15 protein-coding genes are annotated in these 20,527 nt (G+C 43.2%); 7 read left to right on the forward strand and 8 right to left on the reverse strand.

The window, feature by feature from the left end; translation table 11 throughout:
* Nucleotide 1: 1 nt before the first annotated feature.
* From pepN to R8269_RS06635, 5 genes are all read right to left on the reverse strand, one after another.
* Complete coding sequence (pepN, locus tag R8269_RS06615; RefSeq protein WP_025766613.1) at nt 2-2,608, reverse strand: aminopeptidase N; 2,607 nt, start codon at nt 2,606-2,608, stop codon at nt 2-4.
* Nucleotides 2,609-2,834: 226 nt separating this feature from the next.
* Complete coding sequence (locus R8269_RS06620; RefSeq protein ID WP_005377438.1) at nt 2,835-3,500, reverse strand: hypothetical protein; 666 nt, start codon at nt 3,498-3,500, stop codon at nt 2,835-2,837.
* Between the two features lie 194 nt (nt 3,501-3,694).
* Nucleotides 3,695-5,701 (reverse strand): carboxy terminal-processing peptidase, encoded by a 2,007-nt coding sequence (gene prc / locus R8269_RS06625; protein WP_017634279.1) that lies wholly within the window; start codon nt 5,699-5,701, stop codon nt 3,695-3,697.
* A 17-nt stretch (nt 5,702-5,718) separates the two neighbouring features.
* The gene (gene proQ, locus R8269_RS06630; protein WP_005377435.1) at nt 5,719-6,345 is read right to left on the reverse strand and encodes an RNA chaperone ProQ; all 627 of its coding nucleotides are present in this window, start codon (nt 6,343-6,345) and stop codon (nt 5,719-5,721) included.
* Nucleotides 6,346-6,442: 97 nt separating this feature from the next.
* Nucleotides 6,443-6,916 carry a GAF domain-containing protein gene (locus R8269_RS06635; protein WP_005377433.1) on the reverse strand — a complete coding sequence of 158 codons (474 nt, stop codon included), beginning with the start codon at nt 6,914-6,916 and terminating at the stop codon, nt 6,443-6,445.
* 92 nt (nt 6,917-7,008) lie between these two features.
* Here R8269_RS06635 and R8269_RS06640 point away from each other — a divergent pair, with 92 nt between their 5' ends.
* From R8269_RS06640 to rsmF, 4 genes are all read left to right on the forward strand, one after another.
* Nucleotides 7,009-8,805, forward strand: a complete 1,797-nt coding sequence (locus tag R8269_RS06640; RefSeq protein WP_021033889.1) for an ABC transporter ATP-binding protein — start codon at nt 7,009-7,011, stop codon at nt 8,803-8,805.
* A gap of 24 nt (nt 8,806-8,829) precedes the next feature.
* Nucleotides 8,830-10,080: a paraquat-inducible protein A gene (locus R8269_RS06645; protein WP_005377429.1), complete on the forward strand. Its 1,251-nt coding sequence runs from the start codon at nt 8,830-8,832 to the stop codon at nt 10,078-10,080.
* Complete coding sequence (locus R8269_RS06650; RefSeq protein ID WP_170897057.1) at nt 10,073-12,721, forward strand: PqiB family protein; 2,649 nt, start codon at nt 10,073-10,075, stop codon at nt 12,719-12,721. Before R8269_RS06645 ends, R8269_RS06650 begins: the two co-directional genes overlap by 8 nt.
* A 150-nt stretch (nt 12,722-12,871) precedes the next feature.
* Nucleotides 12,872-14,308, forward strand: a complete 1,437-nt coding sequence (rsmF, locus tag R8269_RS06655; RefSeq protein ID WP_031781146.1) for a 16S rRNA (cytosine(1407)-C(5))-methyltransferase RsmF — start codon at nt 12,872-12,874, stop codon at nt 14,306-14,308.
* Nucleotides 14,309-14,591: 283 nt separating this feature from the next.
* On the opposite strand, the gene R8269_RS06660 is transcribed toward rsmF, so the two are convergent.
* Entirely contained in the window at nt 14,592-15,425 is an 834-nt protein-coding gene (locus tag R8269_RS06660; protein WP_054702704.1) for a S1 RNA-binding domain-containing protein, read from the reverse strand.
* 192 nt (nt 15,426-15,617) lie between these two features.
* Here R8269_RS06660 and R8269_RS06665 point away from each other — a divergent pair, with 192 nt between their 5' ends.
* Nucleotides 15,618-16,970, forward strand: a complete 1,353-nt coding sequence (locus R8269_RS06665) for a hypothetical protein (protein ID WP_005377421.1) — start codon at nt 15,618-15,620, stop codon at nt 16,968-16,970.
* Between the two features lie 33 nt (nt 16,971-17,003).
* Here R8269_RS06665 and R8269_RS06670 read toward each other — a convergent pair whose 3' ends face one another.
* Entirely contained in the window at nt 17,004-17,501 is a 498-nt protein-coding gene (locus R8269_RS06670; RefSeq protein ID WP_005377418.1) for a DUF4442 domain-containing protein, read from the reverse strand.
* Nucleotides 17,502-17,873: 372 nt separating this feature from the next.
* On the opposite strand from R8269_RS06670, the gene R8269_RS06675 reads away from it, so the two are divergent.
* Nucleotides 17,874-18,932 carry a 3-deoxy-7-phosphoheptulonate synthase gene (locus tag R8269_RS06675; RefSeq protein ID WP_005390197.1) on the forward strand — a complete coding sequence of 353 codons (1,059 nt, stop codon included), beginning with the start codon at nt 17,874-17,876 and terminating at the stop codon, nt 18,930-18,932.
* Nucleotides 18,933-18,953: 21 nt separating this feature from the next.
* Entirely contained in the window at nt 18,954-19,436 is a 483-nt protein-coding gene (locus tag R8269_RS06680; RefSeq protein ID WP_005377415.1) for a YajQ family cyclic di-GMP-binding protein, read from the forward strand.
* A 102-nt stretch (nt 19,437-19,538) separates the two neighbouring features.
* Here R8269_RS06680 and R8269_RS06685 read toward each other — a convergent pair whose 3' ends face one another.
* On the reverse strand, nt 19,539-20,459 hold the full coding sequence (locus tag R8269_RS06685) for a bifunctional precorrin-2 dehydrogenase/sirohydrochlorin ferrochelatase (protein WP_033905330.1): 921 nt from the start codon (nt 20,457-20,459) through the stop codon (nt 19,539-19,541).
* Nucleotides 20,460-20,527 lie beyond the last annotated feature (68 nt).

Below are 20,527 nucleotides of genomic sequence, written 5' to 3' on the forward strand. Positions count from 1 at the left end.
ACTATTCGTCTAGTGCTTTAGTCACTTTTTCGAATAGATCTTTAGCAAGATTATCCATTGCTTTGAGCTTTTCAAGTTCTGCACGAATCATTGCTTGGCGAGCTTCATCGTATTTACGGAACTTAAGCAAAGGATCAATCATTCGAGAAGCTACTTGTGGGTTCGAATCATTTAGTTGGCGAAGAATTTCACCGGCAAATTGGTAACCTACACCGGATTTATCATGGAAACGTACAGGGTTCGCACTTAAGAACGAGCCAATTAAGCTGCGCGTACGGTTCGGATTTTTCAAACTAAATGCTTCGTGGTTCATGGTTGCTTTTACTTTTTCAAGAGCATCCTCTGCAGGATTGCTACCTTGCAGTGCAAACCACTTATCCATAACCAAACCATCGTGCTTCCATTTATCGCTATAATCAGCCATAAGTGCTTCACGACACTCGAGCTGAGCGTTATTTGCGGCACTCATCGCAGCAATCGTATCTGTCATGTTATTTGCAGATGCGTACTGCGCGTTGACTAAATCATTACCTTTTTCCGTATATGCTAGGTACTGAAGGCAACGGTTACGTAAAGCACGCTTGCCAATAGCAGCATGGTCGATCGTATACTCTGTTTGCTTAAGCGTGTGATAAGTCGCACTTAGCTCATCTTCTAATTCCTTAGAAAGTGACACTGTAATGCTGTTTAGCACTTTGTCTACGGCATCGATATCAATTTGCTGGTACCAACCAGTAATCTCATTGATTGAAGGCATAGAGAAAACTTGAGCAATGAAAGCAGGCTCAAGCGTTTCATCCAACAGCACACCGCGGAAAGCATCTATCACACCTTCAGAAAGCGATACTTCTTGTCCCGCTTGAACGTTTTTCACATTCTGACGAATGTATTTAGCCAATAGCATTTGGCTAGCGTCCCATCGAGCAAAATCGTTCGTTGCGTGCTTCATCAAGAAGACTAACTCGTCATCGCTGTAATCGTATTCTAATTTGACTGGTGCCGAGAATTCACGCAACAAAGATGGCACTGGCTGTTCTTCGACATTTTCAAATACGAACGTTTGCTTATCTTGTTTAATATCCAGCACGTTATTAACTGATTCACCGTTAATCACCAGTGGGATAACTCGACCTTTCGAATCATACAACTCGATATCGAACGGAATATGCAGCGCTTGTTTTTCTGCTTGGTCTTGCGTCGGCTCCGTAAATTGCTCTACCGTTAGTGCGTAAGTTTTTGCATCAGCGTTGTATTCGCTATTTACGCGCAGCGTTGGTGTACCCGATTGGCTGTACCACAGACGGAACTGTTTTAAATCAACACCGGTGGCATCTTCCATTGCAGAAACAAAGTCTTCACACGTCGCGGCGGTACCATCGTGACGTTCAAAATAAAGTTTCATTCCTTTTTGGAAGCCCTCTTCGCCAAGGAGTGTATGGTACATACGAATAACTTCGCTGCCCTTTTCATACACCGTTAGCGTGTAGAAGTTATTCATCTCAATGACTTTGTCAGGACGAATCGGGTGAGACATTGGGCTTGCATCTTCCGCAAATTGAGGACCACGAATAATACGTACGTTATCAATACGGTTATCAGCACGAGAGCCTAAGTCAGAAGAGAATTCTTGGTCTCGGAATACGGTTAAGCCTTCTTTTAGACTTAGTTGGAACCAGTCACGACAAGTGACACGGTTGCCAGTCCAGTTGTGGAAGTACTCATGACCGATCACAGCTTCGATGCCTAAATAATCACGATCTGTCGCAGTTTGATCGTTCGCCAGCACATATTTTGAGTTAAAAATGTTCAAGCCTTTGTTTTCCATTGCACCCATGTTGAAGAAATCAACAGCAACGATCATGTAAATATCCAGATCGTATTCTAGGCCAAAGCGTTCCTCATCCCACTTCATCGAGTTGATCAGCGATGTCATCGCATGGCCTGCACGATCTAAGTTACCTTTATCAACAAAGATTTCTAAATCAACACTGCGACCTGACATCGTTGTATATTTGTCACGCAATACATCAAAGTCGCCTGCAACAAGGGCGAACAAGTAAGCTGGTTTTGGATGCGGATCCTGCCATTGAACCCAGTGACGACCGTTCTCTGCATCGCCTTCTGCAATTCGGTTACCATTGCTCAGCAAATATGGATAAACCGCTTTATCTGCGATCACTTTTGTTGTGTATTTTGCTAGAACATCCGGACGGTCTAGATAGTACGTGATACGGCGGAAGCCCTCAGCCTCACACTGAGTACAAAATGCGCCGCCTGATTTGTACAAACCTTCGAGTGCTGTATTCGCTTCAGGATCAATTTTGGTGACGATTTCAAGTTCAAACTCGGATGGAAGATCGGTCAGTACCAGCGATGACTCCTTCACCTCGTGATGAGCCCAATCCTCACCATTTACTTTTACAGCGCGTAGCTCAAGCCCTTCGCCATCGAGTTCTAGCGTTGTTGTATCGCCTTTTTGAGCAACTTTTGATACCGCCGTAACGATTGTGTCATTGTCATATAGATCAAAAGTAAGATCGATATCAGTAATCGCATGAGATGGCTCTTTATAATCTTTACGATATTTGGCCAGGGGAGCTTGAGACATGAGCATAAATCCTTGTATGTCGAACAACAAAAATACCAGACTGCATGATCAAAAATGCAGTTCTGGTATCACTATATAAGCTATTTGTAGGGGTTGTGGTATCAGAATACAAGTCTTTCCATCAAAAAACGGAGCTTTTAGTGCTCTAGCTCCGTTTTTTGATTAACATTTAAACAACATTAATGACTTACCGTACGCACGCGTAATTTGGCGCATGTTAAAGGCATCATGGCGTAACTCTATTGAGTACGGCGTACATATCACCATTGGAATCTTCGATCGTTAGCTCATTCTTGTTGAGCTTATACGTGGTTCCATGCTCGCCATTTTCATACAACAGAACCAAAAACTCATCTTCTGTGTAAAACACACCTTGTTTGATGGACTCATCCCCTTCTTCGTTCGAAACCCTAAACATGAACACGAAATCAGGTTGAAGTATCAAATCCATCTGATTAATGTTGTTGGCCACAAGACCGTCGCCAGATACGTGAGAGCTAGACCAAATACCTGCAAGTGAATTGGATAATCCCTTAGTGAATGTTACACCATTAAGATCAAGCGTATTATGGTTGTTGCGATAGGCATAAATTTGAGGCTCGTCGGTGTTTAAACCAAGAACGATGGTGTCTTCATTTGCGTTATACAGCCCTTCCCAATGGTCAACGGAATAGTCTTTCTTTTGAATATCAATAGAAAAGCTGTAGTCAGAACCTAATGAGAGTTTGATCGCACGAAAGTTTTCAGCCGACTCTTCGGGGTTTGGGTTCATCAAATACCAGTCTCCGATGAGAAACGGCGTGTCAAAGTGACTTAATTCATCTTCTCTGGTGTTTTCTCCACCAAACACACTAAAGCAGCAAAAGCTAAGTAAAATAAAGAACCACTTCATATCGGCATCCTTATCGTTTTCTTTTAGCTTAGCCAGTAGTCCTCACTTTCGCGAAATTTTAGATGTAGATCACGTAAATTATTGGGGGAAAATAAGCGAATATCTTGCTCGATATCGAGACAGCGGAAGGCAAAAAGGCATAAAAAAAGAGTGAATCTGAAAGACTCACTCTTTTTATTCTAAATTGCCAGTTATTATGACTGATTTTCCTGCTTAAGTAGATCGACCATAATCGCGACAGACTCATCTAAATAAACATCAGGAGCCTCGTAGTCTTTTGGTATGTCATCCAATGTTTTGAATGCTTTTTTACCCAAAGCAACTTGACGTTCATTTATGCGTTGTAATCGAAGGGCTTCCGCTTTATCCGATTCAGCTTTACGAACTTTTTCGTTCAAAGACAAAGTATTATCGTCTTTTTCTTTACGATATTTCTCGATGTCTTCATTGATAAAGCGGAACTCCATTTCATCAGAAATACGCTTGTTATGAAGAGCAGTAAGTTTTTCAACTAAGGCGTCGTTACTTGGAAACGTTTGATATTGTGCTTTATCAATCTGATCCCAAGGTAAAGCATTGTCTTCAACACTTTCACCAGTTTCAGAAGCCTCAATTGGCGTTGGGTACGAAATATCTGGTGCAACACCACGATTTTGCGTACTTCCACCGTCAATACGATAAAATTTCTGAATCGTGTACTGAACATAACCTAGCTCTTTATCGAAAAGATCATAAATATGATTCAGTGAACGATGTTGCTGAACTGTACCTTTACCGAAAGAGTTTTCACCTAAGATGATTGCACGATTATAATCTTGCATTGCCGCTGCAAAAATTTCAGATGCTGAAGCACTGTAGCGGTTAATCAATACCGTCAATGGGCCATCATAACTCACTTTTCCATCGGTATCGGCATTCACTTTGATGCGGCCATAGCTGTCACGGACTTGAACTACAGGGCCTTCTTTAATGAATAAACCTGTCAATGCCGTTGCTTCTGTTAGCGCACCACCGCCATTGTTGCGTAGATCAACGATTACGCCGTCAACGTTTTTGGTTTTCAACTCAGCTAGTAATTTATCGGTGTCTTTCGATAAGCCGACGTAGAAACTTGGTACTTCTAAAATACCAATCTTCTTACCGTCTTTTTCGATGATTTCTGACTTAACCGCACGATCTTCTAAGCGAACTTTGTCACGAACAATTGTGACAATGTAACTCTTCGCATCGTTACCTTCTGGCAAGATCTGTAGATTAACCTTTGTGCCTTTAGGGCCTTTGATTAACTGAACAACATCATCCAGACGCCAACCGATCACGTCGACAATTTCTTCACCGTCTTGTCCAACACCAGTGATTCGGTCCCCTTCACCAAGTTGCTTACTCTTTGATGCCGGACCGCCAACAACAAGTGAACGAATTACTGTGTAATCGTCTGTCATTTGCAAAACAGCGCCGATGCCTTCTAGAGAAAGGTTCATTTCCGATTGGAATTGCTCGGCATTACGTGGAGAAAGGTAGCTTGTATGAGGGTCAACCTGTCGCGCGAAGGCATTCATATACAACTGAAATGCGTCTTCATTGTTGGTCTGTGTGATGCGCTTCATCGCGTTGTTATAACGCTTCTCTAAAACTTCTTTAATCTCTGGCCACTCTTTGCCAGTCAGTTTCAGATTTAACGCGTCATATTTCACACGCTTGCGCCACAACTCGTTGAGCTCTGCTTCGTCTTTTGGCCATGCGGCCTCAGAGCGGTCTAACTCTATCTCGTCATCGGTATCAAACTTGATCTCTTCATCGAGTAGAGTTAACGCATAAGCAAAACGATCGAAACGCTTCTGCATTGAGAGGTTGTAAACATCAAAAGCAATTTGGTTGTTGCCCGATTTAAGCTGATCATCAAGCTCGACTGACCAATTTTTAAATGAATCGATGTCTGCTTGAGTGAAAATATTTCTATTGTAATCAAGCAACTCTACATAGCGTTCAAATATCGCTTTAGAGAAATCATCATTGAGGCTGAAGTGCTTATAATGAGAGCGGGTAAATCGCGAGGTGACTCGTTTGCTAGCTGTTTCATGCTGAACTTCAGGAGAAAGAACCGGCAGGTCATCTTTATGTAGTTTGGCTTCAAGAGCCTGAGCTGATGCTGCTAGCCATAAGCTAGCAGCAATCAGGGTCACTTTTGAACGGCAATTCATGCGTAGGAGTATCTCCTTTATGCGCGCAAGTGCTCCGCTTTCACAACCATTTGTAGGCCGTTAGCAAGTTGAACACGTACATCATCCTTATTGATTTCAACAATGGTCGCTGCCATGTTTCCTTTGCCCATGTTCACGTTAACTGCGTTACCTACTGTGATTTCATCAGCATTTAGAGCGCGCGTTTCTACAGGCTTAGTTGGTTTTTGTACTTTTGGTTTATTAGTACGACGAGGCTGTTGAGGCTTTTTAGCCGCAGGTTTCGCTTTCGCCTTACCCTCTTCACGAGCTTTTTGTGCTTGTTCTTTACGACGAGCCTGAACTTTCGCCTTGCTTTCTGCAAGTGTCGCTTTCGCGTGTTCAACGTGCTCTTCTTCTAGCTCACCACAAGGGTTGCCATCTAGGTCTACACGTACTGCACCTGGTTTTACACCGTGTAGGTAACGCCATGATGAAGTGTACTGTCTTAACGCTGCACGAAGCTGTGTTTTGCTTACTTTTTCGTCTTCATTTAGACGTTCCGCAAGATCTTGAAAAATACCAATTTTCAGAGGTTTTGCTTCACCTTCTAAAGTAAAGCACTTAGGGAAACATTCAGCAATATATGCAATAACTTCTTTGCTGTTTTTTAACTTTTCAGTCATGAGGGGTCCTGATTTGAGCGGATTTCCGCGAGCATTAAGAAAAAATATTCTCGTATTATAGTGACATGCCAAGGAAAAACCACACTCGAAGGCTAATTTATGCGTCGTTCGCGTGTGAATTAAGCAGCTTTTCTACTTCAACCATGAAATGAGTGAGACCTTCTTCGTCTGTTTCATTAAATCGGCCAATACTTGGACTATCAATATCAAGTACACCAACCACCTTTCCATTAATAGAAAATGGAATCACAATTTCTGAATTGCTCGCTGCATCGCACGCAATATGCCCCTCAAATTCGTGAACGTCGTATACTCTTTGTATAGTATTAGTTTGTGCAGCAGTACCGCAGACGCCTCGACCCATTGGGATACGAACACAAGCTGGTTTTCCTTGGAACGGACCAAGAACAAGCTCTTCACCTTTTGTTAGGTAAAAGCCTGCCCAGTTAAGATCGTCAAGTTCCATGAAAAGCAATGAGCTCAAGTTTGCTAGGTTCGCAATAAAGTCTGGTTCAGACTCAATTAGAGCAACAGCTTGTTTGGTTAGTCTTTGGTATTGTTCTAAGTTCATATTAACTTCCTACTTACTATAAAAGCTTCCATTCTCAATGTATGGCGCTAAAATGCAGCCCTACTTTATAATAGGACTTATTCTCAATTACAATGCTTCTGAAAAATGACACTATTAGCCGTTCTTGGTTGATAACACAAGTAAAAAAGCACAAGTCCAAGCTGATCATAGCGAACTTGATAGCGGTGCTTGCAACCTTGATTAGTGTTCCAATTCCCCTCCTCATGCCTTTGATGGTTGATGAGGTCTTATTGGACCAACCTGCAAAAGGCTTAGATGCCATGAATGCCATTCTCCCTGAAGCGTGGCACACTCCGACAGGCTATATTTTCTTCACCCTGTTCTTGGTTGTTCTTATGCGAGCTGCGAGCCAAGGATTAAATATCCTTCAAAGCCGACAATTTACGCTTGTTTCAAAAACCATCACGTTTGAGATGCGCAGTAAAATGATCGACAAACTCGGCCGTATCAGCATCCGACAATACGAAACCAAAGGTAGCGGAGGAATCAACGCACACCTTATCACTGACATTGAGACCATTGATAAATTTATTGGTTCTACGTTAGCAAAATTCGTTATCAGTTTTCTGACTGTTATTGGTACTGCTATCGTTCTACTTTGGCTCGATTGGCGACTTGGTCTGTTTATCCTGTTAGTTAACCCTATTGTCATTTACTTCTCACGTAAACTAGGCAGTATGGTTAAACATCTGAAACGGAAGGAAAATCATTCTTTTGAAATTTTCCAAAACCGCTTAGTTGAAACATTAGATGGAATCTACCAACTACGCGCGGCCAATAAAGAACGAGAATTCCTCCAACAACTCAAAGACAGTGCGAACCAAGTTCGCGTTGATGCAGACAAGTATGCTTGGCAATCTGAAGCGGCTGGTCGCGTATCTTTCCTTCTCTTTTTGATCGGCTTTGAATTATTCAGAGCTGTCGCAATGTTAATGGTCATGTTCAGTGACCTTACTATTGGCCAAATATTTGCCGTTTTTGGTTACCTATGGTTCATGCTGTCTCCTGTTCAAGAGTTGCTTGGGATTCAGTTTTCTTGGTACAGCGCTAAAGCCGCATTAAAACGCATCAACGACTTATTAGAGTTAGAAGAAGAGCAGAGACCGGTTCCTAAGGTAAATCCTTTCAAAGAAGGTAGAGAAGTTGACGTTAAAGTAGAAAACATTAATTTCTCTTACAATAATGAAAACAAAGTCCTAGATAATCTTTCTTTACATATGCCGGCAGGAAAGAAAGTGGCGTTAGTTGGTGCAAGCGGCGGTGGTAAGTCAACCTTGATACAATTACTTATTGGGGTTTACCGTCAAAACTCCGGTAGCATTCGCTTTAATGATGAATTAACAGAAGATATTGGTTTTGAAGTAATTCGCGACAAAATTGCCGTGGTATTACAGCAACCTATACTATTTAACGACACCTTGAGGCATAATCTAACGCTTGGTGGGGATTTTGACGAAATGTCACTTTGGCGTGCGCTTGAAGTGGCTCAGCTGCAAGATGTTATTTCTCAACTGAACCACGGCTTGGATACTCAAGTTGGTCGTAATGGCATTCGTTTGTCAGGAGGTCAACGACAACGGCTGGCCATTGCTAGAATGGTGCTGAGTAATCCTCAATTTGTTATTTTAGACGAAGCCACGTCTGCGCTAGATACCGCTACTGAAGCGGCTTTACACAAAGCACTGACCGAGTTCTTACGTGGTAGAACAACATTAATCGTTGCGCACCGACTGTCCGCTGTTAAACAAGCCGATTTGATCTACGTGCTTGAAGATGGGAAAGTGACGCAAACAGGTACTCATGGTGAGTTAGTTGAGCAAGAAGGCTTATATCAAACCTTATATGGGGGCATACAGTCCCACGCTTAAATCGTTCAAGCTAGAGAGGTCGTTATGACCTCTCTGTCTAAGCACGCCATGCAACCCAATAACGTACGTTTGTGCCAAGGTTGTGAATTGCCTGTCGACATCGTCGACTTACCCCATGGCAAAAATGCACACTGCCCTCGTTGTGGTACACAATTATATCGCGGAGGTAGCCCTAGCCTCTCTGGTAATCTAGCCGTCGCGATAACCTGCATCCTACTATTTATTCCATCGCACTTTTTTAACTTTATTAGCATCCGACTCTTTGGTGTGATGATTCCGGCAACCCTACCTTCAGGGATGATCACATTGATGGAAGAAGGATTTGTTCTTCTTTCATTGCTCATTCTATTTTGTAGCTCTCTTGCGCCACTGACGGTTTGTGTTTCAGTGGTAACGGCACATATTTCTTTACATCAACGATGGTTCCGTGGGCTTCGTATCTCACTGTGGCTAATTCAACATTTGAAGCATTGGGTTATGTTGGATGTGTTCTTAGTTAGCATCGCCATTTCCTGTTTTAAACTCCAAGATTATTCCGACATTTTCGTCGGTCCAGGGTTAATTGGTCTGGTTCTTTTGCAGATATTTACCGTTTTGTTAGTTTCAAGAATCAGCGTCCGTCGTTATTGGGAAGCTTGGAAGCCAGAAAGTTTATATGCTTTTGAGCATAAAGATGTGCATTGCCATGAATGCCACTTGTCCCAACCTGAAGGTGACCATTGCCAGCGTTGTCATCACGAGTTATATCATCGCAAGCCAAACTCCATTCAGAAAACATGGGCTTACCTCATCGCAGCAACGGTCGCCATCTTCCCTGCTAACCTGATCCCTATTTCCATCTTGCTTACCAATGGTAAGCGTTTGGAGGACACTATTTTTTCAGGCGTGGCTGGTTTGGTAAAAAGCGGCATGTATGGAATCGCTGCGATCATTTTTGTTGCCAGTATCGTTGTCCCGGTGATTAAAATACTTGGGCTCGCCTACATCATGCTTTGCATCCAATTCAAACGTTCGGTGTTTAAGAGACAACGAATGATGGTTTACTTTGTTGTTAAATGGATCGGTAAATGGTCTGTGATGGATTTGTTTGTTATTTCTATCATGATGACGTTAGTCGATCGTGGTCAGATACTGGATTTCACACCAGGATATGGCGCCGTAGCATTTGGTGTTGTCGTAGTGTTGACCATGCTTGCAGCAGAAAGTATTGATCCAAGGCTAATCTGGGACCAAACAAGCCCAAAACAATCAGAAAAAGAGTCAATGAATGAGTGATCAGAACAGTTCTCAAACGTCATACGTACCAGATGTAAAGCGGAGTAAAGGCATATCTCCTCTTTGGCTGTTGCCAATTTTGACCATGGTCTTAGCTGGCTGGCTTGTTGTGAAGTCGATACACGATGCAGGACAACGAGTGCAAATCTATTTTTCTGATGCCGCTGGTCTTGTCGCCGGCCGAACCACTATCCGTTACCAAGGATTAGAAGTCGGCATGGTAAGAGACATTAACCTCACCGAAGATCTCGGCAGTATTTATGTCGATGCTGATATCTATCCTGAAGCTGCAAAGTTACTGAACGATAAAACACGCTTTTGGTTAGTAAAACCAACAGCTAGCCTAACGGGAGTTTCCGGACTGGATGCGCTCGTCTCAGGTAACTACATCTCGATTCAACCCGGAGATGGTCAAGAGTTTGAGACAACATTCCATGCGTTAGACTCTGCCCCAACAGATTTACGCGTTTCTCAAGGTTTGAATATTAAGCTCAAAAGCCGTGATTTAGGTGGTGTATCGGTTGGCTCTCAAATTGTTTATAAGAAAATCCCAATCGGTGAAGTGTACAGTTACCAGCTAGATGAAGATGCAAAATCTATCACTATTCAAGCCAACATTCAGGATCAATACCGACATATCATTAACAACCGCAGTCGATTCTGGAACGTCAGTGGAATTGGTGCCAGCATCGGTTTTGAAGGTGTCGATGTAAGACTAGAAAGCATGAGTGCCTTACTAGGTGGCGCCATCGCCGTCGACTCTCCGGATGATGGTGAGCCTGTAGAAGAGAACACCGAGTTCCGTTTGTATAAAGATTTGAAAACTGCTGGTCGAGGCATCGCGGTTAAAATCGTCCTACCTGATGACAGCAAGATCAGCGGAGAAGGCGCTCCAATTATGTATCGCGGAATTGAAATTGGCCAAGTTACGGACTTGAGCCTTTCCGAAGGTCGAGAAGTGATATTGGCGTCAGCGGCAATTCAACCCGCTTTTAGTGACATGCTGACGACAGGTACTCGATTTGTCTTAGAAGAAGCAAAGGTGTCCCTTTCTGGTGTTGAAAACATTGCTAATTTAGTGCGAGGAAACTTCTTAACGATCGTGCCGGGCGCGGGTGAACGCTCTCGCCGCTTTACTGCGATTCGTAAAAACGTGTTTAACCAACAGCAAGAAAAGTCTATCGCGATTCGGTTGGTGTCCGACAATTCGTTTGGCCTAGATAGCGGTGCCAATGTACTTTATAAAGGCATCGTTGTTGGTTCAATCATCAAAGTGAGCCTAGTTAAGGAAGATAAAAAATCACAACACGAAGTATTTATGGATGTATTGATTGACCATGAATACAAACATCTGATCAAATCAAACAATCGTTTTTATGTAACCGGCAGTGCATCAGCAGAGTTAACTGAATCGGGGCTCAGCGTTACCGTTCCTCCAGCAAAGCAGTTGTTAACCGGGTCAATTAGTTTTGTGAGCGAAGGCAAGCAGGATATTCAAAAAGAGTATCAACTGTTCCAAAATGAATCATTGGCTGAATTGGCGCAGTACAATCAAAGTGGCTCTAGGGCGCTAACACTATTTGCTTCTGAATTGCCGCCGATTTCCAAAGGCAGCCCTCTACTCTATCGTAATCTTCCAGTTGGTAACGTCTCCGATTTCCAACTAGTTGATGGCGGAGTACTAATTAAGGCTACTATCGAAAACCGCTTCGCTTACCTTGTAACGCCACAAACCGTTTTTTGGAATCGTTCAGGGATTGAGATAGATGCATCATTAGCTGGCGTCAGTGTGAAAGCTCACCCTTTGAAGTCGTTAATCGAAGGTGGCATCGCTTTTGACTCCGTACCAGGCGTTGAAAACAAAATCGGAGAAAACTGGAAGCTGTATTCTGATCAAAAAACCGCTCGCAAGTTTGGGCGCGTCATTGCTTTAGAAACCGACGGTTCGCAAGAGATTGCTAAAGGAATGCCGATTGAATATCAAGGTGTTAAAGTTGGTGAAATCACTCTGGTTGTACCGAATTTTCGTCGTAACATGGTTGAAGTCACTGCAAGGATCCTACCTGAATACGTAGAAAACATTGCGGTTGAAGGCTCACATTTTTGGCTAACTGAACCAGAAATTGGTTTAGGTGGCGTTAAAAACCTCGGGGCGTTGGTGTCGAAATCCATCAGTGTTGAACCAGGTAAAGGTAAAGCTAAATTTGATTTTCAATTAGAAAATAATTCAGAACGCGTGCATGGAATCATGTTTACGTTACAAAGTGAACAAAGAGGCTCAGTACAAGTCGGTACCCCTATTCTTTACCGCCAGATGGAAGTTGGCCAAGTGACCGACGTAAGCCTAGGAGAATTTGCTGATCGCATCGTCACGACTATCAAAATACAGCCTGAATACGCTTACCTCGTTCGTCAAAACAGTGTGTTCTGGAATGTTTCAGGAGTAGATGTTTCCATCGGGCTTACCGGCGCTAACATCAAAGCGGGAACCTTTGATAGTTTAGTTCGCGGAGGAATTGCGTTTTCAACGCCAGAGCAATCGACTATTCCACCAGCGGCAAAGAGTGGGCAATCTTTCTTTTTGTATCCACAAGCTGAAGAAGGTTGGACTCAATGGCGTACAGCGATTCCTAAGCCGTAGAATAAAGCTCAATTCACGTACAATTGAAGTTTGAGTACCTTAAAAGAGCAGCAATCGCTGCTCTTTTTTATTGCTTGGCCCTTGTCACTATTCGTTTCTGCTTCGCTTTCGTATATTATTTGCCACTAATTCTGCAAACGAGATCCCACATTGCATCCTAATGTTTACATCCCAGACGCGTTTCTGGAAAAAATCCAAACTATCCTTCCAGCTCACCTCAACATGGAAGACTTTATCGCATCGTGCCAAAAGCCACTGCGCAAGAGTATTCGAGTTAATACGTTGAAGATCAGCGTTGAAGCGTTTTTAGAACGAGCAGAAACAAAAGGCTGGAAGCTTTCTCCTGTGCCTTGGTGTGACACGGGGTTTTGGATTGAAGCGGACGAGTCAGTTGTACCATTAGGCAACACAGCAGAACACATGTCTGGCTTATTCTACATTCAAGAAGCTAGTTCGATGATGCCGGTATCTGCTCTGTTTATGAATGATGAATCTTACGATGCCGTGTTAGATACCGCAGCCGCTCCAGGCTCAAAAACCACTCAAATTGCAGCTTTAATGAACAACGAAGGTGTACTTGTGGCCAATGAATACGCCGCAAGTCGTGTAAAAGTACTGCACGCTAATGTGGAACGTTGTGGGGTACGTAACGCCGCACTAAGTAACTTCGATGGGCGCGTTTTTGGAGGTTGGCTACCAGAACAATTTGATGCGGTTTTGCTCGACGCGCCTTGCTCTGGAGAAGGCACCGTTCGCAAAGACGAAGATGCGATGAAAAACTGGACGCAAGCTTCCGTACTCGACATCGCTGACACGCAGAAAGATCTTATTGAAAGCGCCTTCCATGCATTAAAGCCCGGTGGTGTGATGGTTTACTCAACATGTACGCTCAGTACAGAAGAAAACCAACAAGTTTGTCATCACTTGAAAGAAACCTTTGGGGATGCTGTAGAGTTTGAAAGCCTTGAGAACTTGTTTGAAAACGCAGAGGCAGCCCTAACTGAAGAAGGCTTTTTGCATATTTTCCCACAGGTCTACGACTGTGAAGGGTTCTTTGTTGCAAGAATTCGCAAACTGGCTGCTGTTGAGGCGCCAGAAGTCAAAAAGCGCATGGGGAAATTCCCCTTTGCCAAAACATCAAAAAAAGAATCGACAGAAATTGCTCAACAACTCCAAAGCGCGTTAGGTATTAAACTTCCAAATGACAGTTCTGTATGGCTTCGCGATAAAGATGTCTGGTTATTCCCTAATGCTTTAGAAGCGATGATCGGCGAATTACGCTTCTCCCGTATGGGTATAAAGATCGCGGAAGCCCATAAAAATGGCTACCGTTGGCAACACCAAGTCGCGACCGCCCTGGCGACAGGTTCTGAAAGCAACGCCATTGAACTCAGTATTGAAGAAGCGCGCGAATGGTACATGGGGCGTGATGTTCGCCCACAAACCATTCCTGAGGGAATGAAAACAGGTAAAGGCGAAGTGCTTGTCACCTATCAAGGCGCAGTTATTGGCCTTGGCAAGTGGGTAAGCAACCGAATAAAGAATGGCCTCCCTCGCGAATTAGTACGAGATAAGAACTTATTTTAAAAGACGTAACGAACCATAAATAAATGAAAAGCCATCGTATTTGCGATGGCTTTTTAATTCGTAAGTATGAAAGCAAGTGGGCTCGCTAGCGATCCGGACACGCTGTACTAAACTAGTTGTATCAAAGTAATGCTTTGATGTGGCATTTCTCTCTATGTTCTCCAACAAAATTATTGTTGGACAAGTTTAGCGCAGGCTCTGCGGAGCCGTTTCCCCTAGGCCCAAAAAAAGGAAAAGTTTGGGCCGTTTTTTTGGCTGTAGATCCGCTATACGTGAGTTTGGACTACGCTAGACGAATACCGTCTTTCTCAATGACAATTTTACCCTGCTTGTATAAGCCACCGATGGTCTTTTTATAAGTCCCTTTACTTGTGCGGAAAGCATCAAAAATCGCTTCAGGAGACGACTTGTCATTCAAAGGCAAAAATCCGCCTTTCTTCTCTAGCAGGTCAAGGATCTTACTAGAAAGATCGTCCATTTTCGCCACACCTACTTTTTGTAGAGCAAGGTCGATTTTACCATCTTCACGAATGTGCTTAACAAAGCCTTTCAGCTTTTTACCGATGTAAAGCTTACCAAAAACATCCGATGGGAAAATCATGCCCCAATGCTTACCGTTAACGATAGCTTTATAACCAAGTTGACTACGCTCTGCGATGATCAAATCAACTTGTTCGTTAACTTCATAATTCGCTGGAGTTTTATCTAACCATTTATTGAACTTAGTCGTACCAACAATGCGACCTGACGCTTTGTCGGTATAAACATACACTAAAATGGTTTGTCCGGCAGAGAAGCGAGTGCGTTGCTCACTAAAAGGAATCAGTAAGTCCTTTTCTTTGATGCCCCAATTTACAAAAGCACCTGTCGCGTTCACACCCTCAATCTTCATTAAACCCCATTCACCCACTTGGGCAATTGGTCTTTCAATGGTCGCAGCAAGTTGGCTTTCTGAATCGAAGTACAGAAATACGTCTACATGCTCACCAATTTCAGTACCCTCTGGTACATACTTACTAGGTAGTAGAACAGAACCGTAATCATCGCCATCCAGAAATACGCCAAAATCAGCCTTTTTAATGACTTCTAAGCTGTTAATTTGACCAATTTTAATCATTGATTTTGTCTCTTTTTAAATTTACGTGGAATTATACCTAAACTAACAAGAAAATCAGAGAGAAAAGCATAGTGCTCTGTTATGCTGTTGTCGTTCAGCTATATGCCCCAGTCACTCTTTTAGCACTCTTATACTTACCAGCTCAACGGAACGCATAAGTTAAGAATGCTTTAGCAAAGTCAGGAGCTTTCTTTGGTCACCGTCGATAAACAAGACTCAATAACATTAAAAATCAGTCATGCACTCGCAAAGAGCAAAAGTGTCGACCTAGATATTTACTTTTTTATACCTGGTGAGCTTGGTTTAAACGCCGATATCATCAGTGAATCCGAATTTTATTACACCTCAATCACACAGCAACGATCTTATTACAGTACTGAAATCCTTCTTCCGCTAGTACACAGTCGGCTTGCCAAACGTGGACGCCTGTCGAATCAGCAATACCGAGTAAGTTTGAGTTTGTTCGCTTACCAATACGTTATCGCGCTAGACAAAGCGGTAGCAAGTTTAAACAAACATGAGAACAACTCCGTAACGGAAGATGAAGTGGACGAAGTTATCGAGCTCACGCTTGAGATTTTAAAGCGCTTGCGGCGTTCTATTCCTTATGAAGAGAACTTAAAACGCTACTACGTTAACATCGATAACTATCTGTCTTGGTATACCGAGCAAAAGTTCCTGTCACTGGTGGCTCATCTCCCACGTGAAGGCGACTATGGCACGATCAAGAAGCGCCTGATCACGCTATGTGAGAAAGAGCAAGCCCATCGTAAACTCAACAAATACAACTCATCAAGAGTCGTTGAAGACGTTACTCGCCTATCTAACAAAATGCGCTTGCTAAGGCGATTGATTGAACACCCTATCGTGCTTCGTGAAGAAACCATATCGATGGGTAACAACATTAAGCGCGCTATCAAAGGTATTGCAACCGGTTTAGTGATGGTTGTCGTGACCTCGACCGTGATTCTCGCTCGCGATTATCTGGGGGAAATTTCTGCCTCATTCATTATCGCGATGTCTTTTATTTACGCTTTACGAGAAATCTTTAAAGATGATTTACGCGATGCCATGTGGCGATGGATCCGTAAAGGCAAACCAAAATGGCGTAAGAAGTACGTTGATCCAACGACGAAAAAAGTGGTTGGCAAAAAATTGGAGTGGCTCGATTATCGTACCTTAAGTAGCTTGCCGGATAAGATTCAAAGAATACGTAAAAAACGCGTCGTTCAACGTGAAGAGCAGATTCTTCATTATCACGAGAAAACCGAAATGGCGACCTCTCTTTTCTTGAGTGGTTACGAACAAACGAGAGAAACATTGAACATCAGTTTGCGCCCTATCATCCGCTTGATGGATAAAAGCTCAAACCGAGTTTACCGTTTAAATGAAGGTCAAGTAACCAAAGAGTCAGTAGAGAAACGTCATTTGCTCAATGTGATTGTCAAAGAGGACAACCACACCGATGAGCCTGTTTATTACCGCTGGAAAGTGGTCTTAAATCGCTCCAAAATCGTCTCTATCGAGAAGATTGAACTCAATTAAGCCAACGCCTTTAAACAAACGAGCCACAAACCACTAGGCAGCCTCTTTTCTTTGTTGGGCTGCTTTTTTTATCGAAAGAGTAAGCGAAAATTCAGCCATTGGCTCGTCACCATGTAAGTTAGGACACAGCGCGACAATTTTTACGTCACGATTTACTCGTTCACCCGTTGCCAAGGTGTGCTCGAGCATCTCATCAATGACATGACCATCGTTACAAACAAAGTGCACATCGGCTTCCGGGCGCTTTAAAAACTCGGCTTTCACACCTTTAAATGCTAGCGAGATCGCTTCTCCCTTTTCTTGCGCTTTACTCATAGCAAGAAAACCACCAGCAACATCAGCGCCAACGGCTAAAGCGCCGAAATACATGCTATTCAGGTGGTTCTTCGTTCTTCTGCGCAATGGGATACGAACCTCAACATGCTTGCTATCAATCGCAATGATTTTAGGGTGGCAAAGCCAAATCAGCGGCACTTTTGAAAAGCCAAACAGATTTAGATACAAATTCGCACGACGTAGAGCTGATAACATTTTGGTCTCCTTACCAATCTAGTCAGACCAGTTAATCAACGAAAGAAATAGATGTCAAAGAAATGTTAACAAAAGCTCGATCTCACGAGTTATTTAACCCTCATGAAGTGACGGCGTCACCCGTGAGGTATGAAGTTTATCGCAGTTACTTAGATTATCTTACAGCGAGATAGATAAAATGGTTATAAATTCAAATGTATATATATTGATTTAATGATCAAGTTTTGTCATTTATACATAAGTCATTTAAATGAATACCTACACCTTTGTATACAATTCGGTATTTCCTGGCGAAGATTCCCGTGAAACGGTTTATTCCTGCCTGTAATTCCGTTATCTTTACCCCTTCGCAATAGAGAATAAAGCTATAACATGCCTATAAAAACAGATGAATTGAGAACCCAGCCTTTGGGTCCAATGCCTACCCCAGCAGAGCTAGGTAGTGTACATCCTATTACGGATGACGTTGCAGACCGTATCGCTCAATCTCGTCGTCAGATTGAAAACATTTTATCGGGTGAAGACGATCGCCTTCTTGCGATTGTAGGTCCGTGTTCTGTTCACGACACTGAAGCTGCCATTGATTACGCCACTCGCCTGAGTGAAATCCAAGACAAGTACAAAGACGAACTGTTTATCGTGATGCGTACTTACTTTGAAAAGCCTCGTACAGTAGTTGGTTGGAAAGGTTTGATTACGGACCCTAACCTAGATGGTTCTTACGCACTTGAAGCTGGTCTTCATAAAGCTCGTAAACTACTACTGGATATCAACAAGCTTGGTCTTGCGACTGCTACTGAGTTTCTTGATATGATCACTGGCCAATACATCGCGGATTTGATCACTTGGGGCGCGATTGGTGCTCGCACAACGGAATCACAAATTCACCGTGAAATGGCGTCGGCACTATCTTGCCCAGTTGGTTTCAAAAATGGCACAAATGGCAACGTAAAAATTGCAATTGATGCAATTCGCGCATCGAAAGCATCGCATTACTTCTACTCGCCAGATAAGAACGGTCGAATGACGGTTTACCGCACAAGTGGTAACCCTTATGGTCATATTATTCTGCGCGGTGGAGAAAAAGGCCCTAACTTTGATGAAGCATCAGTCAAACAAGCATGTGATGCTTTAGCTGAGTTTGGATTGCCACAACGTTTGGTTGTGGATTTCAGCCATGCAAACTGTCAGAAGCAACACAGAAAACAAATCGACGTAGCTCAGGACATTTGTAACCAAATTAAGTCAGGCAGCACTCGTATTGCGGGTATCATGGCTGAAAGCTTTATTCTTGAAGGCAATCAGCCAATGACTGACATCAATAACCTAACGTATGGTCAGTCTATTACAGATCCATGCCTAGGTTGGGAAGACACTGCTACAATGCTAGATATGCTGGCAAGCGCTGTTAAGTCCCGAAAGTCCCTATAACAAAATAATCAAGGAATCTTCATGCCATCGTTTGATATTGTTTCTGAAATCGATACGGTTGAACTACGTAACGCCGTTGATAACGCTAACCGTGAATTGTCTACTCGTTTCGATTTCCGCAACGTAAATGCGAGCTTTGAGCTAGTAGAAGAAAACGTAAAAATGTCTGCGGAAGGTGACTTCCAACTTAAGCAAATGCGCGACATTTTACGCGGCCACTTAGCGAAGCGTAACATTGACGCGAACGCAATGGATGCACAAGACCCAGACGTTACTGGTAAAAACTGGCACCAAACTCTGCTTTTCCGCCAAGGTATTGATACTCCAACGGCGAAAAAAGTAGTGAAACTTATCAAAGACGCAAAGTTAAAAGTACAAGCCTCTATTCAAGGCGACAAAGTACGTGTTACTGGTAAGAAACGCGACGACCTGCAAGCGACAATGGCAGCGATTCGTGAAGCAGAGATGGGTATCCCATTCCAGTTTAACAACTTCCGTGATTAATCAATCTGAGAAGTAAGTAAAAACGCCAGCGCATAATCCGCTGGCGTTTTTTATTGGCTTTTGTGTAACGAACTACGTATCCACTTTTAGCATTTGGCATTGCTAGATAACCAAGTCCTGCCCTTGCAGCAATACGAATTCGCTCGTTCCTTGTGGTATGAACACGCAAATTCGAAGCTTTTCAGCTTTAGCCTTGGCCAGCATATCCGAAAGCTCAGCAGCGCTCGAGAAAGCTTCTCTTTCTGCATCTCTGCGTATTAGTTCTAACACATTCGCTTCACATCGAGTTGAGTACAGAGCCAGCTCCGCTTGTTGCATATAGCGTACGGCTTTTATTGGCAACATCTCAACATCTTTCCCAACATGTATCCAAGTACAACTTCCCTTTTCATCTAAAGGTGTTGCCATGGTCGCTTGGTAAATTGCTTCTAACTCACGATTATCTCGCGCGTTTTCCACCTCGGGATTCGAGAAAAATTGCTCCCAAAACTTGCGGCGTAAATCGACGCTAGGCAGTGCCTCTTTAATTGAGTTTCGCTTTGAGTTAGCAAAATCCGCCATCAACCCCATGTTTTGTGGCAGTATCGATTCAAGCTTTTCACGGATGTTTCGAATTAAAACTGGCGAAGCTCCACCACTAGAGATAGCGATTTGGATGCGGCCACGATTAATCATTGACGGCGTGATGAAATCACAATAAGGCTTATCATCCACAACGTTAACCAAGATGCCTAGCTCTTTGGCATCTTTGTACACTTGGTGATTTAGCTCAGGATTGTCTGTCGTCGCCCACACTTGAACAAAGTTTTTAGTGACAATGTCACTCGAATAGAAACGTTGTACCCAGCGCAGTTGATGCTCAGAAGCAAGCTTAGACAGAAAATCAACCAACGTCGGAGAAACGATAGTCACATCCGCCCCAGCCTTTAGCAACGCTTCCACCTTTCGGCTTGCCACCTCACCGCCACCCACGACGAGAACGGGTTTATTAATTAAATCTAAGAACAGAGGAAAATATCGCATTTCAATCCATGATTACTCTAATTAGCTGTTGTAGACCATGCTACCAAAAATGGGGCAAGCTCATCACC

It is taken from the genome of Vibrio sp. Vb0667 (genome assembly GCF_033391095.1).

Bases quoted from the DNA above. Each gene is read 5' to 3' on its own strand.
- pepN (WP_025766613.1), bottom strand. From the start codon at position 2,608: ATGTCTCAAGCTCCCCTGGCCAAATATCGTAAAGATTATAAAGAGCCA.
- R8269_RS06620 (WP_005377438.1), bottom strand. From the start codon at position 3,500: ATGAAGTGGTTCTTTATTTTACTTAGCTTTTGCTGCTTTAGTGTGTTT.
- prc (WP_017634279.1), bottom strand. From the start codon at position 5,701: ATGAATTGCCGTTCAAAAGTGACCCTGATTGCTGCTAGCTTATGGCTA.
- proQ (WP_005377435.1), bottom strand. From the start codon at position 6,345: ATGACTGAAAAGTTAAAAAACAGCAAAGAAGTTATTGCATATATTGCT.
- R8269_RS06635 (WP_005377433.1), bottom strand. From the start codon at position 6,916: ATGAACTTAGAACAATACCAAAGACTAACCAAACAAGCTGTTGCTCTA.
- R8269_RS06640 (WP_021033889.1), top strand. From the start codon at position 7,009: ATGCTTCTGAAAAATGACACTATTAGCCGTTCTTGGTTGATAACACAA.
- R8269_RS06645 (WP_005377429.1), top strand. From the start codon at position 8,830: ATGACCTCTCTGTCTAAGCACGCCATGCAACCCAATAACGTACGTTTG.
- R8269_RS06650 (WP_170897057.1), top strand. From the start codon at position 10,073: ATGAGTGATCAGAACAGTTCTCAAACGTCATACGTACCAGATGTAAAG.
- R8269_RS06660 (WP_054702704.1), bottom strand. From the start codon at position 15,425: ATGATTAAAATTGGTCAAATTAACAGCTTAGAAGTCATTAAAAAGGCT.
- R8269_RS06670 (WP_005377418.1), bottom strand. From the start codon at position 17,501: ATGTTATCAGCTCTACGTCGTGCGAATTTGTATCTAAATCTGTTTGGC.
- R8269_RS06675 (WP_005390197.1), top strand. From the start codon at position 17,874: ATGCCTATAAAAACAGATGAATTGAGAACCCAGCCTTTGGGTCCAATG.
- R8269_RS06680 (WP_005377415.1), top strand. From the start codon at position 18,954: ATGCCATCGTTTGATATTGTTTCTGAAATCGATACGGTTGAACTACGT.
- R8269_RS06685 (WP_033905330.1), bottom strand. From the start codon at position 20,459: ATGCGATATTTTCCTCTGTTCTTAGATTTAATTAATAAACCCGTTCTC.